Origin of the sequence: Paraburkholderia sp. (genome assembly GCF_024281035.1) — a bacterium.
GTDB lineage: Bacteria > Pseudomonadota > Gammaproteobacteria > Burkholderiales > Burkholderiaceae > Paraburkholderia.
This window is the reverse complement of record NZ_JAMXLH010000049.1, coordinates 51605-66644: the sequence shown is the minus strand read 5'-3', so window position 1 is coordinate 66644 and position 15040 is coordinate 51605. Positions and strand designations below refer to the sequence as shown.

Here is a 15040-nt window from a genome sequence, read left to right as displayed (position 1 = left end):
CGCGGTGCGTGACGTGAAAGAAGCGCCGCCCGCTACTTCGCGGGCGCGCTCGCCGGTGCTGCGCCGGCAGCTTCGCTGGATGTTTGCGGCGGGAAGGCTTCGTCGTGTTCGCGCTTGCCGCGAATGGCATTGAAGAGCACGGTCCCGATCACGAGCAGCACCACCACCACGATGAACACGACTACGCCAAACGCGGATGACGGCTTGCGCGGATCGTTCATGGCTCGCAGAAAAGAAATGGGGGAAGCGGGCATTCTACGCCGCGCAGCCTTGCAGACGGCTTGCGGCGCAGGCGCGCTGCGCCGCAAGCCGTCTTATTCCGTTTGCGCGTTGCGTACCGGCAGCGCCGTCGAATACTTGAGCATTTCCATCGCGAAGCTCGAACTGACGTCGGAAAGCGGCACGGCGCGAATCAACTGCTTGTAGACGCGGTCGTAATCGTCGATATCCGCTACCACGATACGCAGCAGATAGTCCGTCTCGCCGCTCATGCGGTACGCCTCGACGATCTGTGGAATGTCCTGCACCGCGCGCGTGAAGGCCTGCGCCCACGCCTCGGTGTGCTGGTTCGTGCGCACCGTGACGAACACCGTCGTCCCCACACCGAGCTTTTTCGGATCGCACAACGCCACCTGCGCGCGGATCACGCCGGTCTCCTTAAGGCGTTGAACGCGCTTCCAGCAGGGCGTCTGCGAGAGATTCACCCGTTGTGCCAGTTCGGCGACCGGCATCGTGGCGTCCTGCTGCAGCAGCTCGATGAGCTTTATGTCGATGACATCCATTCCCGCTCTTTCCCTTGTGTAGATATTTATTCTATTCAGAGTCAGCACCGGGGAATTATAGGGAAACGCCTTCTCAACGCAAGCCACAAAAAAAGCCGGCGCGCAACGGCTTCTGCGGGCGCCGGGCGGGTGCAACCGCCACCACGGTCCCACCGCGGCCCCACTGCGGCCCCACTGCGTCCATTTCGCCGCTTGCGGCGGGGTTGGTTGCGCCCGCAACCGGGCGCGTCACATCGCATCGCGCCACGGTGCCGTACGTGCCGCTAGCTGCGTTTCGCCGCGCCGCCCGCCGTTGGAATCTGCGGCGGCGAGGCGTCCGAGCCCGCCGTGGGCGGCGGGGCAGGCCGCGGCTCGTGCGAGGCGTCGCTTGGCGACGATCTCGCGCCCCTTTTCGGCCGCTCGTGCGGCGGCGCGAAATCGTCGGCGTGCGGCGCGGCATCGTCGCCGCGCGACGACATGTGAACCTCCATCTGCGGCACCGGCATGTCGATGCCCGCTTCGTCCATGCGCCGTTTCAGGCGCGCGTTGAATGCGCGCGCAACGCTCCACTGCTGCAATGGCCGCGTCTTGATCTGACCTTTGAACACCATCCAGTTCGGCTCGAAGCGGTCGAGCCCCCAGACTTCGATGGGCCCGAGAATTTCGCGCCGGTAGCGAAAATCCGCGGCCAGTTCAGCACCCGCTTCACGAATCAGCCGCGTGACCGTGTCGAGTTCCACTGAAAACGGTACGCGGACTTCGAACACCGCAAACGCAAAGTCGCGCGAGAGGTTCTTCACGATCTTGATCTGCGAGAACGGAATCGCGTGGATCGCGCCCTGCCCGTCGCGCAGGCGCACCGTGCGGATCGACAGATGCTCGACGGTGCCCGCGTGACCGTTGTCGAGATCGATCCAGTCGCCCACCGATATGGTTTCCTCAATGATGATGAAAAGGCCCGTAATGAGATCGCTCACGAGCGACTGCGCGCCGAAGCCGATCGCGAGACCGATCACGCCCGCGCCCGCGAGCAGCGGCGTCACATTGATGCCGAGATTGGCCGCCGTGACGATTCCGGCAATCGCGAGAATCGTCACGAGCAGTGCGTTGCGCACGAGCGGCAGCATGGTGCGCGCACGCGTGCTGGGCGCGCGTCCCTTGCCGCGCGGACCGCTCGGATTAAGCGCTTCGAGAAACGCGGTATCGAGGATGATCCAGACGAGCCACGCGAGAAACACCGTCACTCCAATCGCGAAGAAAGCGTGCGCGATCCCGCGCGCAGCCACGCTCGCCTCGACGATGCGCGCGAGCGAAATGTCCCACAGGCGCGCGCACAACTCGAAATAGGCGAGCCAGATGAAGACCATGGTCAGCGAGCCTGCGAAGCGCAGGAGCCGCCGCAGATACGGCGAGCGCCGCCGCACGCGGGCCGGGTCCGGGCGCGTGATGCGCCGCACGATTGCAGACAGGAAGAACGCGAGCACGAGCAATAGCGCAGTGACGACCGAGATCTGCAACACGTTCTCGCTGCTGCCGATTGCGCCGATGGTCGCGATGATGGAGGCCACCGCGAGCAGCAGCATCGGAACGTGCCAGAGCGACGCGAGCACGTCGAAGATTTCGGTGAGCGCCCGGTGGTCGTGGCGCAGTTCGTAGCCGCGATTGCGGATCAAGTGCGCGACGGGCCGCCTGAAGCCGATGGCGAAGGTAGCGGTCAGCACGGCGGCGGTCATGTTCGCGGCAGTGGACACCAGCGCGGCGAGGTTCATGCCGATCTGATTGGCGACTTCGTAGTTGGTCGCCGCGTCGCCGAGCGCGCTGAGCACGCCAATGGCAAAAAGCGGCCGCCTGGCGCGCGCGATCAGCACGCGCACGGCGGCGCGCCGGTGCCCCGAGCCGAACAGCGAGAACATGATCAGGCAGATCGACGAGAACACGGCGCCCGCGACGATCACATAAGCGATCACGAGCCCGATCGTGCGGCCGACAGCTTCCGGCAGCGCCCGCTCGACAACCAGCGCGCCAAAAAACGCGGCGATGAACGGACCGACCCGATGCAGCACGAAGACGGCCAGTTCAAGGGTAGTCGGATTGGGCTGCAAGCCCGTATCGACCGACAAGCGCCGCAGCGTCCGGCGCAACAGCCAGGTGAGCGCCGCAGCGCCTGCGCCCCACCCTGCCAGCATCGCGAACATGTCGAGCACGAGGTGACCCGCGCTCTCGTCGCCCCCGCCCGCCGCAAGCACGACTAGCTCGCCGCCCGCAGCGGTAAAGCGCCCGGCCCAGTAATGCAGCGGGCTGCTGCCGCGGCGAGCATCGGCTTCGACGGACGAAAGTCCCGAAGCAATCGCGCCGAGCAGCCCCGACGTCACGGCAGCCCCGGAAGCGGGCGCAGGCGCGACGTGGTGCGAGGCTTCGCGCAGCTTTTTGAGCTGCGCGACGAGCGCTTCGCGCTGACGCTCGTTGTCGAGCGTGGCAATCACGCTGTCGAGCGAGCGGGCGAATTCGGCCTCGCTGGCCGGGTTCGGCGCGGACGCGGCCTCGGGTGCCGAGGCGCCGGAAGCCGGCGTGGGCTGACCCGTGATGATGCTCTTCAAGGCGGGCAGCACAGGCACCGGCGTAATTGGCGCAGGCGGGCCAGCCTTGGCGGCCGGCGGAAGCTGCGCCATGGCGGGCGGCACACACAACCAAGCAGCCGCCAGCCACGCGAGTGTCATCAGCGTGTGGCGCGCGAGCCGCCGCACCAGGCGCGCAGTGCGCTCGGTGTGCGCGGTGCGCAAACCGGAGACGGAACCGGACGCAGGCGGTCTCGCGTGCTGCTGCGTCGCGCCCGCATCGACCCGTCCGGAGCATGAATTCATGGCGAAAGGGGCGAAATCAGGACCTTCCAGTTTAGCCGCACTCCGTCAGACTGCGCGCCAGGCGTGAGTAACAGAATGCAAGTGAAATTGTGAGCGAGCGTGCCGGCGTGAATGTGGGCGCGGCGACAACGGGTGCGGCGGCCCGGACCATCGACTCGCTGAAAAACGGGCTCACGCTGAAGGATCAGCCGTGCGAAGCGGCTTGCCCATCTGAAAGCGCTGCAATGGCACGCCGCCGCGCCACACCATCTGCTCTGAAATAAGCGAGAAGCCAGCGCGCTCGAAGACGGGCCGAGCAAGCGCACTCGCGTGGGTGCCTAGCACGCTTGCACCCTGTTCGCACGCGAGCGCTTCGAGCCGCGCGAGCAACGCCGTGGCGAGGCCGCGCCGCGCCCAGCCGGGCGCGACATAGAGCATCTCGACGTGGTCCGCCGGCCAAAGCTGCCCGAAGGCGACCGGCACGCCTTCATGCACCGCGACGAGGGTGCTGCCGCGCGCGAGCCGGGCACCGAACGACCCGACGTCGTCGGCCAGCGATGCCCACGCCGCACACTGCGCCGCGTCGTAGCGGGTGGCGGCCAGCGTCATGACCGAGGCCCGGAAAAGCGCGGCGAGCGCGGCGGCGTCGCGATCCGGCGCGTAGGCGCGCCATTCAATTGCAGTCATTGCGCACGGCACACAAGTGTTAAACACGCTGAGGTAGACTGCCCGGGCGATCGATGTGTTCCAACCTATCCAACCGAGGAGTCATGCGATGGCAGTCAAGAAAATTCTTTTCCTCACCGGCGACTTTGCCGAGGACTATGAAACGATGGTGCCGTTCCAGGCACTGCAGGCCGTCGGCCACCGCGTCGATGCCGTGTGCCCCGGCAAGAAGGCCGGCGAGCGCATCAAGACCGCCATTCACGATTTCGAGGGCGACCAGACGTACACCGAAAAACCCGGCCACCAGTTTGCGCTCAACGCCACCTTCGACGAAATCGAGCTGGCCAGCTACGACGCCCTCGCCATCGCGGGCGGCCGCGCGCCCGAGTACCTGCGGCTCGATCCGAAGGTGATCGACGTCGTGCGCCACTTCGCGCGCGCAAACAAGCCGATCGCGGCGATCTGCCATGCGGCGCAACTGCTCGCCGCCGCCGAGGTGATCCGCGGCAAGCGCATCTCCGCGTACCCGGCCTGCGCGCCCGAAGTGCGGCTGGCGGGCGGCGAGTATGCCGAGATTCCGATCGACGGCGCCGTCACCGACGCCCCCTTCGTCACGGCCCCGGCCTGGCCCGCGCATCCGGAATGGCTGCGGCAGTTTCTCGTGCTCCTCGGCACCCGCATCGAGCCGTAACGCACACGGCGTCACAGCACGCTCGCCGATCACCGCGTGTCCGGCGGCGGCTAGACGCTTTCCGGTGGTCCTCCCGCCTGCCGCAGCGCGGCGGCGGGACCAGGCGGCGGTTCGGCGCGTTCGTCGTCTGCCGGATTGCCCGGCTCGCCGCTCTCCCCGGCTTTCCACGTCGCCGCACCGTCTGCCAAAAGCTCCGCAGGCGCAGCAAGCTGCACCGCCTCGCCGGGCGCGGGCGGCACGAACGCCAGCGCATCGGGCAGCGATAAATAGAATGTCGTGCCTTCTCCTTCCCGCGACTCCGCCCAGACACGCCCGCCATGGCGCTCGACCACGCGCCGCACGAGCGCAAGCCCGATGCCCTCGCCGGGCACGGCGTTGCCGTGCATGCGCTGAAACGCCTGAAAAAGCCGCGGCAGCGCGACTTCGGGAATGCCGAGCCCGTTGTCGCGCACGTAGAAGATCTGCAGCGATTCGACGCCGGGCGGCGAAGGCGCCGTGCCGATCTCGATGCGCCCGTCGCGCGCGGGATCCAGGTAGTTGAGCGCGTTGCCGACCAGGTTCCCGAAGACCTGTTCGAGCGCAGTCGGATCGCCCCATACGTCCGGCAGCGTGTGCACGCTCACCTGCGCGCCGCGGGCGCGGATCGAGCCGTGCATCGCATCGACCACGCGCTGCACCAGTTCCTGCACGTTGACGCGCTGACGCCGGTACTCGACGCGCCCCACGCGCGCGAGGCGCAGCAGCGCGTCGATGATGTGCGACGCGCGCAGCACGGCAGTCTGCAGATAATGAAGCGCCTCGCCGATGTCCTCGTTGATCAGGCGCTCGACGTGCTCGCGCGCTTGCGGCCCGAGCGACGAACGCGCAACGAGGGCGCGCAGGTCGTCACAGGCGTGGTCCAGTTCGCGCGAGAAACCCTGGAGATTCACGAGCGGCGCGCGCAGGTCGTGCGACACGCTATGAATGAACATCTCGTTTTCCTGGGTCTGCTGGCGCAGGGTTTCGTTGATGTGCGCGAGCTGGTCCGCGCGGCGCGCAAGGTCCGCCTGAAAGCCGAGGCGCATGCGCTCGGCCTCGATCAGACGCTGGCTGATCTGATGCAGCGTGAGATCGAGATGCGCGATTTCGTCGTTGCCGCCGGAGAGCGGCGCGAGCGGTTCGTTGCCCGCGAGGCGGCTCGCGTTATCGGAGAGCGCGTTGAGGCGGCCGCGCACGCCGCGCGTGAAAAGCCACACGGAAAGCGCGACCAGCAGGATCGAACCCACCACCGCCGCCATCACGAGTGTCTGCTGCTGGGCCCGCGCGGCCTCGGCTTCCGTCACGCGCATCACGTCGAGCCGCCGCTCCTCGGTCTGGAACGACGTCACCTGCGCGCGCACACGATCGAGCACGTCGGCGGCCGTGAGCTCGCGAAAGTACTCGGTCAGATCGCCGTGCCGCCGCGAATGCAGCAGATCCTGAATACGGTCCGACCATTGCCGGTAGTTCTGCACTGCCTGGCGGATCTGCACCGCGCGTTCGACCTGACCTGGATTGTCGGAGACGAGTTCGACGAGACGGTCGATGCGCCGGTCGACCTCCATCCACGTGGAAACCGGCGTCGTGAATGCGGTGTCGCCCGCCGCCACCGCCCCGCGCAGCCGCACCGACTCGGTGAGAACCGGCTCGAGCACGCGCGCCGCCTGCGCGAGCACGTTCTGGCTGTGCTGACTCCAGCGATCCGCGGCTTCCGCATCCGCCTCGGCCTTCACGATGCCCGATAGCAGGGTCAGCTCGAATACAGCGGGAATCGCGATCAGCAGGAATCCTTTTGTCGTGAGTCGCATGCAATGAGCCGGTTCGGAGCGTCCGGACGACGGGGTGACTGGGTTCGCTCATTATGTCGGCGTTTGTGCCCCATGTGCGGTCCACGCGGCCCATACGGTCCATACGGTCCATACGGTCCACACATTCGACCCATTTCGCGTTCGTACCGGTCGTCATCGCACGCGCCGCGACGCGAATATTTCGATTTCCCGACAATCGGACAATCGAGAAAGGGAAATGGAATAGATCGCCCCGATCTGGCGCATGACCTCCCCATCTTCGATCGTCGGCACTGGAATTGTGCCGGCGCGCCCCGTGCACGACAGCCGATGCGCACCAGGCTGGAATCCGGCGCAGTGCACGCGCGCACCGCTGTAATGCCATGCACCACGGACCAATTCACCGGATTCACCGCTTTGGCACGGACCTGGCCCGCATCTTGCTCAGAATGCGCTCTTTTTGGGCAACCGCGGGACGCAAGGATGGACAATCTCAAGAATGGCGCCGACACGCTCTTTCTGCTGCTCGGCGCCGCCATGGTGTTCGCGATGCACGCAGGTTTCGCGTTCCTCGAACTCGGCACCGTGCGCAAGAAGAACCAGGTCAACGCACTCGTGAAGATCCTCGTCGACTTTTCGGTCTCGACGATCGCCTACTTCTTCATCGGCTATACGATCGCCTACGGTGTGCAGTTCTTCGCGCATGCGAACGTGCTCGCCGCGCACAACGGCTACGCCCTCGTGCGGTTCTTCTTCCTGCTCACCTTCGCGGCGGCGATTCCCGCGATCGTCTCGGGCGGCATCGCCGAGCGCTCGAAGTTCAATCCGCAGCTTTTCGCGACTTTCGTGATTGTCGGATTCATCTATCCGTTCTTCGAGGGCATCGTCTGGAACGGACGGTTCGGCGTGCAGGATGCGCTCGCGCATCTGTTCGGCGAGCAGTTTCACGATTTCGCCGGATCGGTGGTCGTACATGCGTTCGGCGGCTGGGTGGCCTTGCCGGCCGTGATCATGCTCGGTGCGCGCCACGGACGCTACACGCGCGACGGACGCATCGCCGCGCACCCGCCTTCGAACATCCCGTTTCTCGCGCTCGGTGCGTGGGTGCTCACGGTGGGCTGGTTCGGCTTTAACGTGATGAGTTCCCAGAGCATCGACAAGATCAGCGGGCTGGTCGCCGTCAATTCGCTCATGGCGATGGTGGGCGGCACGCTCGCCGCGTGGGTGGCGGGACGCAACGATCCGGGCTTCACCTACAACGGACCGCTCGCAGGGCTCGTGGCCGTCTGCGCCGGTTCGGACCTTATGCATCCGCTCGGTGCGCTCGCGACGGGCGCGGTTGCGGGCGTGCTGTTCGTCTACATGTTCACGTGCGTGCAGAACCGCTGGCGCATCGACGACGTGCTCGGCGTGTGGCCGCTGCACGGGCTGTGCGGCGCATGGGGCGGCATCGCGGCGGGAATCTTCGGCAAGCACTGGCTCGGCGGCATGGGCGGCGTGTCGTTCTGGGCGCAGGTGGTGGGAACGGTCGGCGGAATCGTCGTGGCGGCGCTCGGCGGCACGATCGTCTATGGCGCGCTCAAGCTGACGGTCGGGCTGCGCATCGATCGTGAAGAGGAGTTCAGCGGCACCGATCTGTCGATCCACAAGATCACGGCGACGCCGGAGCGCGAGTCGGTTTTCTGACGCAGCCGTCACCGGCATGCGGGCGAACCGCCGCGGCACCGCGCGGCGGTTCGCTGTTCTCGCGTGTCACCGCGCATCTCACTGCGCTTTTAACCCGCGCTTTTTACCTCGCCCCACCTCGCGGTGCGTCCATCACGCACCGGGCGCCGGATTGCCCGCCGCCCGCCTGATTCCGTCCCCGCGTTTCCGCCCCACCGTTTTGATCGCGCTTTTATTGCGTTTCTGTTGCGCGCTTATTGCGTACTTATTGCGTACCTATTGCGCATTTGTTGCACGCTTATTACACGCCTGTTGCATGTTTATTACCTATCCATTGCCTCCGGATCTGGTTTTCGAATATGACCAGAATCAACGGCCGTGCTTTTGATAATCCGTGCATCGCACATGCAAAATGACGGCAATTAGCGTGGCAAGACCTGGAAATAAGGGCCACTTAGACAGCCTTAGGTAGCTTTAGGCTGCATCAAGGAATAAAAAAAGCGTCACGCGTTAGCGTGACGCACCTAAAAGTTCTAGCCATTCCGAGGGCCGTGCTAGAACCTGAGAGACGATATTCGGCACCCTCCAGGCCATGCTTCGCTCGATGCACTCGTTCGACCCCGGCTCAATCGATGCGAAATGCATACTCTGCGGCCCATTAAAACCCCGCGTGTTGCGGGGCTTCGCCGAAATAATATTCCATTTTTTACTGATCGACTGACCAAGTCAAGCGGATTCTCACCTGATTGCACGATCTATGAAGCGCGATGAGCCCGTTACAATTACCTGACGAAATACCTCACAATATGACCCGCTTTTCATCGGCGCCCGCTGCCTCGCCCGCAGGCCCGACCGGGCAGCGAGATTGCAAATCGAAATGCCGTTTCAAAAAAACGCAGATTCACCTGGAATGACTTCCCATATCGACCCGCAAGCGCGCACCGAAACGATGCGCGACAAAGACAGTGCAGCCGACGAAGTCACAGCGCTTGCGCGCGGCCTCGCCGTAATGCGCTGCATCGCCGCCGCCGACGCACCGCTCAGCAACCGCGAGCTGACCGAGCTGACCGGCATCCCCAAACCCACGCTCTCGCGCCTCACCGGCACGCTGGTGAGCACCGGCTTTCTCGCGCGGCTGCCCGACAGCGAGCGCTTCGTGCTCGCCGCCGCCGTGCTTGAGCTGAGCAACGGTTTCCTGCGCAATTCCGACATCCGCAGCCGCGTGCGACCGTTCCTCACTCAATTCGCCGAACGCACCGCGCTATCCGTGCACCTCACCGTGCGCGACCGGCTCGACATGGTCGTCATCGACGCGGTCCGGCCGCGTTCCGCCGTGCTCGTCTCGCGGCTCGAAGTCGGCTCGCGCATCGACATGAGCCGCACCGCCGTTGGCCGCGCGTACCTCGCGTCGCTCGCCCCCCGCGAGCGCGACGGCCTGATCGCCGCGCTGCAGGCCGCAGCCGGCAACGACTGGGGATTCTTCGGCAGCCGTCTCGACGCGGCCGTCGCCGAAACGGCCGCACAGGGCTACAGCATCGCCATCGGCGAGTGGTACGAGGGCCTGAGCGCAATCGCGGGCACGTTCACGGGGCCGGACGGCGAGCGCTACGCGGTCAATTGCGTCGGCGCCTCGCAGCAGTGCCCGCGCGAGTGGCTCGTCACCCACGCCGTACCGGCGATGCAGGAGTGCATCGCACGCATCGTCGCCGAAATCGGCGGCTCGGCCTCCCCGGCATCCATCGAGGATCGAGCCTGACAAACCTCCCCTTACACCGCGGCTACAACGGGTGTAACCGCCGTAACGTCTTGAAAGATAGGCGACTGGACGCTGAAGGAGGCGCCGACTAGCATCATGCTTTTACAGCGCGGCCATCCGGGCCCGCACACCGCCCGCCCCCACCGCGGTTGCCCTTCGTCCGCCACGCGAGGCGCGCGCATCAATTGCGCTTCAAGCGCACGTCATCGCCGTCGTGCCTGACATTAACCTTGCGCGCATTTCGCGTAGCATCGGCACACTGCAGCGGCGCACGCACGTGCGGCGCCGCATAACACAACCGCTCAACCCGTCTGCACCGTACCGACCTGCCCGATGGATCACCAAGACAAGCACCCGGAACCGCCCCGTCGAGAAACGCCGTCCCCGTCAACTGCCGCCTCTCCCGCCCCCCGCAGCCGTCGCGGCAAGCTCATCGTGATCGCCGCCGCACTCGTCGTCGCCGCAATCGTGCTGGTGCGCTGGCAGCCGTGGAACAAGGCGCCCTCCGGCGCGGGCGGCCCGGGTGCGGCCAGCAGCGCGCGCACGCGCCACGGCGGACCGGGCGCGATGGCCAACATGGCGCAGCCCGTGAGCGTGGCGAGCGCCGCGAACGGCGATATGCCGATCGTCATCACGGCGCTCGGCACGGTCACGCCGCTCGCCGGCGTCACCGTGCGCACGCAGCTTTCCGGCACGCTGCAAGCCGTGAACTTCCAGGAAGGCCAGATGGTGAAACAGGGCGACGTGCTCGCCCAGATCGACCCGCGCCCGTATCAGATCTCGCTCGCGAACGCCGAAGGCCAGCTCGCGCGCGACCAGGCGCTGCTCGCCACCGCGCGCCTCGACCTGAAGCGCTATCAGACCCTGCTCGCGCAGGACTCGATCGCGAGCCAGCAGGTCGATACCCAGGCGTCGCTCGTGAAGCAGTACGAAGGCACCGTCAAGTCCGATCAGGCGAACATCGACACTTTCAAGCTCGATCTCACCTACGCGCGCATCACCGCGCCGACGTCGGGCCGCGTCGGTCTGCGTCAGGTCGATGCCGGCAACTATGTGACGCCCGGCGACGCGAACGGCCTCGTCGTTCTCACGCAGTTGCAGCCGATCAGCGTGATCTTCACGACCTCGGAAGACAACTTGCCGGCCATCCTCAAGCAGCTCCACGCGGGCAAGAAGATGCCGGTCACCGCCTACGACCGCAGCAACACGACGCAGCTCGAAAACGGCTATCTGCAAACCATCGACAACCAGATCGACACCACCACGGGCACGGTCAAGCTGCGCGCGAATTTCCAGAACCCGGACCAGATGCTGTTTCCGAACCAGTTCGTGAACGCGCGACTGCTCGTCGACACGATCCACAACGCGGTGATCGTGCCGACCTCGGCGGTGCTCAACGGCTCGCAGGGGCGCTACGTGTTCGTCGTGAAGCCCGATAACACCGTGACCGTGCGCGTCGTGAAGGTCGGCCCGGTCGACGGCGAGCGCACCAGCATCGCGTCGGGGCTCGCGGCGGGCGAGCGCGTCGTGACGGACGGCTCGGACCGCCTGCGCGAAGGCTCGAAGATCACGATCCCCGCCGAGCATCCGAAGCATGCCAGCGGTGCAACGGGCGCCAAGGGCACACCCGGCGCGTCCGGAGCAGCCGGAGCGGCCGCCGCCTCGGGCGCTCACCGTGGCTCCGGCGGCCACCACGCATCGCAGGCACAGGCGCAGTAAGCAAGCATGAATCCTTCCCGCGCCTTTATCCTGCGCCCGGTCGGCACCGCCCTCCTGATGGCGGCGATCATGCTGGTCGGCCTCGTCGCGCTGCGTTTTCTGCCGCTGTCCGCCCTGCCCGAAGTCGACTATCCGACGATCCAGGTGCAGACCTTCTACCCGGGCGCGAGTCCGGAAGTGATGACCTCGTCGGTGACCGCGCCGCTCGAGCGGCAATTCGGGCAGATGCCGTCGCTCAACCAGATGTCGTCGCAGAGTTCGGCGGGCTCGTCGGTGATCACGCTGCAGTTCAGCCTCGATCTGCCGCTCGACATCGCCGAGCAGGAAGTGCAGGCCGCCATCAACGCGGCCGGCAACCTGCTGCCCTCCGACCTGCCCGCGCCGCCGATCTACGCGAAAGTGAATCCCGCCGACGCGCCGATCCTCACGCTCGCGATCACCTCGAAAACGCTGCCGCTGACCGACATCCAGGATCTCGCCGATACGCGCCTCGCGCAGAAGATCTCGCAGGTGGCGGGCGTGGGTCTCGTGAGCCTCTCGGGCGGCCAGCGCCCGGCCGTGCGCATCCAGGCGAATCCGCGCGCGCTCGCGGCCTACGGCCTGAATCTCGACGATCTGCGCACGTCCGTCTCAAACCTGAACGTCAACACGCCGAAGGGCAACTTCGACGGTCCGACGCGCGCCTACACGATCAACGCGAACGACCAGCTCAGCGACGCCAACGCCTACCAGAACGCCGTCATCGCCTACCGCAACGGCCGCCCGGTCATGCTCACAGATGTGGCGAAGATCGTGCCGGGCGCGGAAAACACGAAGCTCGGCGCCTGGGTGAACAGCACGCCCGCGATCATCCTGAACGTGCAGCGTCAGCCGGGCGCGAACGTGATCCAGGTCGTGGACAACATCAAGGCGATCCTGCCGCAATTGCAGGAATCGCTGCCCTCGGCGCTCGACGTGCAGATCGTCACCGACCGCACGACGACCATTCGCGCCTCCGTGCGCGACGTACAGTTCGAGCTGCTGATGTCCGTCGTGCTGGTCGTGCTCGTGATGTACCTGTTCCTCGCGAACATTTACGCCACCGTGATTCCGAGCCTCTCGGTGCCGCTCTCGCTGATCGGCACGCTCGCCGTGATGTATCTGTTCGGCTTCTCGCTCGATAACCTGTCGCTGATGGCGCTCACCATCGCGACCGGCTTTGTCGTCGACGACGCAATCGTCATGATCGAGAACATCGCGCGCTACGTGGAGGAAGGCGACAGTCCGCTCGAAGCGGCGCTGAAGGGTTCGAAGCAGATCGGCTTCACGATCATCTCGCTGACGGTTTCGCTGATCGCGGTGCTGATCCCGCTGCTCTTCATGGGCGACGTCGTGGGCCGCCTCTTCCACGAATTCGCGATCACGCTCGCGGTGACCATCGTGATTTCGGCCATCGTGTCGCTCACGCTCGTGCCGATGATGTGCGCGAAGATGCTGCGCCACACGCCGCCTGGCGAAACCCGCCGCTTCGAAGCGGGCGTGCACCGTTTCTTCGACTACGTGATCGGCCGCTACGGCGTCGCGCTTCAATGGGTGCTGAACCACCAGCGCATGACGCTCGTGGTCGCCGTGTTCACGCTCGTGCTCACGGCGCTGCTCTACGTCGCCGTGCCAAAGGGCTTTTTCCCCGTGCAGGACACCGGCGTGATCCAGGCGATCACGCAGGCGCCGCAGTCGGTCTCGTACGCGTCGATGGCCGAGCGCCAGCAGGCGCTCGCCGCCGAGATCCTCAAAGACGACAACGTGGAGAGCCTCACCTCGTTCATCGGCGTGGACGGCACGAACATCACGCTCAACGGCGGACGCATGCTGATCAACCTGAAGCCGCGCGACGACCGCAGCGAGACGGCCAGCGAAATCATCCGCACGCTGCAGGCGCGCGTGGCGCACATTCCGGGCGCGACGCTCTACATGCAGCCGGTGCAGGACCTCACGATCGACTCGACGGTGAGCCCGACGCAGTATCAGTTCATGCTCACCACGCCGAATATCGGCGACTTCACGACGTGGGTGCCGAAGCTCGTGCGCCGCCTCCAGCAGGTGCCCGAACTCGCCGACGTCGCAACCGACCTGCAGGACCGGGGCCAGTCGGTATTCATCGAGATCGACCGGGCGAGCGCGGCGCGCTACGGCATTACGCCCGCCACCGTCGACAACGCGCTCTACGACGCGTTCGGCCAGCGCATCATTTCGACGATCTTCACGCAGTCGAACCAGTACCGCGTGATTCTCGAAGCCGATCCGCAATTGCAGCATTACACCGACGCGCTCAACGCGATCTATCTGCCGTCCTCGACGTCGACGACGGGCCAGGTGCCGCTCTCCGCCATCGCGAAGTTCCACGAGCGTTCCGCGCCGCTGCTCGTCACGCACCTCTCGCAGTTCCCGGCCACGACGATCTCGTTCAACCTCGCGCCCGGCGCTTCGCTCGGCGCCGCCGTGAAGGCGATCCAGCAGGCCGAGCAGGACATCGGCCTGCCGGCCTCGTTCCAGACGCGCTTCCAGGGCGCGGCGCTCGCCTTCCAGGCATCGCTGTCGAACGAACTGTTCCTGATTCTCGCGGCCATCGTGACGATGTACATCGTGCTCGGCGTGCTGTACGAGAGCTTCATCCATCCGATCACGATTCTCTCGACGCTGCCCTCGGCCGGCATCGGCGCGCTGCTCGCGCTGATCCTCACGGGTCACGATCTCGACATCATCGGGATCATCGGCATCGTGCTGCTGATCGGCATCGTGAAGAAGAACGCGATCATGATGATCGACTTCGCACTCGAAGCCGAACGCCAGGAAGGCAAGCCGCCGCGCGAGGCGATCTATCAGGCGTGTCTGTTGCGTTTTCGCCCGATCATGATGACGACGATGGCGGCGCTCCTCGGCGCGCTGCCGCTCATTGTCGGCAGCGGCGCGGGCTCGGAGCTGCGCCGGCCGCTCGGCATCGCCATCGCGGGCGGCCTGATCGTGAGCCAGGCGCTCACGCTCTTCACGACGCCCGTGATCTATCTCGCGTTCGACTCGATCGCGCGGCGCCTGAGGAACCGCTTCGGCGGATCGCCCGGTTCACCCTCAGCGCCTTCGTCGCCCGCGGAGCAATGACG

Annotated in this window: 10 protein-coding genes; 5 read left to right on the top strand and 5 right to left on the bottom strand. The window is 65.9% G+C overall.

The features are described 5' to 3' along the window. Window positions 1-32: 32 nt before the first annotated feature. From Q0L30_RS15940 to Q0L30_RS15925, 4 genes are all read right to left on the bottom strand, one after another. A complete protein-coding gene (locus tag Q0L30_RS15940; RefSeq protein ID WP_296658177.1) occupies window positions 33-221 on the bottom strand; it encodes a hypothetical protein in 189 nt (62 codons plus the stop codon). 93 nt (window positions 222-314) lie between these two features. Continuing rightward, window positions 315-782 (bottom strand): Lrp/AsnC family transcriptional regulator, encoded by a 468-nt coding sequence (locus Q0L30_RS15935; protein WP_296658174.1) that lies wholly within the window; start codon window positions 780-782, stop codon window positions 315-317. Window positions 783-1045: 263 nt separating this feature from the next. Then, window positions 1046-3622 (bottom strand): mechanosensitive ion channel family protein, encoded by a 2577-nt coding sequence (locus Q0L30_RS15930; protein ID WP_296658170.1) that lies wholly within the window; start codon window positions 3620-3622, stop codon window positions 1046-1048. Between the two features lie 171 nt (window positions 3623-3793). Beyond that, window positions 3794-4288, bottom strand: coding sequence for a GNAT family N-acetyltransferase (locus tag Q0L30_RS15925; RefSeq protein ID WP_296658168.1), 495 nt, complete (start codon window positions 4286-4288; stop codon window positions 3794-3796). 88 nt (window positions 4289-4376) lie between these two features. Between Q0L30_RS15925 and Q0L30_RS15920 the strand changes: the two genes are divergently transcribed. After that, the gene (locus tag Q0L30_RS15920; protein WP_296658165.1) at window positions 4377-4958 is read left to right on the top strand and encodes a DJ-1/PfpI family protein; all 582 of its coding nucleotides are present in this window, start codon (window positions 4377-4379) and stop codon (window positions 4956-4958) included. Window positions 4959-5008: 50 nt separating this feature from the next. Here the strand turns inward: Q0L30_RS15920 and Q0L30_RS15915 are convergent, their stop codons facing one another. Continuing rightward, window positions 5009-6784, bottom strand: coding sequence for an ATP-binding protein (locus Q0L30_RS15915; RefSeq protein ID WP_296658163.1), 1776 nt, complete (start codon window positions 6782-6784; stop codon window positions 5009-5011). A 462-nt stretch (window positions 6785-7246) separates the two neighbouring features. Here Q0L30_RS15915 and Q0L30_RS15910 point away from each other — a divergent pair, with 462 nt between their 5' ends. The 4 genes from Q0L30_RS15910 (at window position 7247) to Q0L30_RS15895 (ending at window position 15038) form a co-directional block, all read left to right on the top strand. Next, the gene (locus Q0L30_RS15910) at window positions 7247-8449 is read left to right on the top strand and encodes an ammonium transporter (RefSeq protein ID WP_296658160.1); all 1203 of its coding nucleotides are present in this window, start codon (window positions 7247-7249) and stop codon (window positions 8447-8449) included. An 889-nt stretch (window positions 8450-9338) separates the two neighbouring features. Beyond that, window positions 9339-10184 carry an IclR family transcriptional regulator gene (locus tag Q0L30_RS15905; RefSeq protein ID WP_296658158.1) on the top strand — a complete coding sequence of 282 codons (846 nt, stop codon included), beginning with the start codon at window positions 9339-9341 and terminating at the stop codon, window positions 10182-10184. A gap of 333 nt (window positions 10185-10517) precedes the next feature. Next, entirely contained in the window at window positions 10518-11903 is a 1386-nt protein-coding gene (locus tag Q0L30_RS15900; RefSeq protein ID WP_296658155.1) for an MdtA/MuxA family multidrug efflux RND transporter periplasmic adaptor subunit, read from the top strand. Between the two features lie 6 nt (window positions 11904-11909). After that, window positions 11910-15038: an MdtB/MuxB family multidrug efflux RND transporter permease subunit gene (locus tag Q0L30_RS15895; protein ID WP_296658152.1), complete on the top strand. Its 3129-nt coding sequence runs from the start codon at window positions 11910-11912 to the stop codon at window positions 15036-15038. Window positions 15039-15040 lie beyond the last annotated feature (2 nt).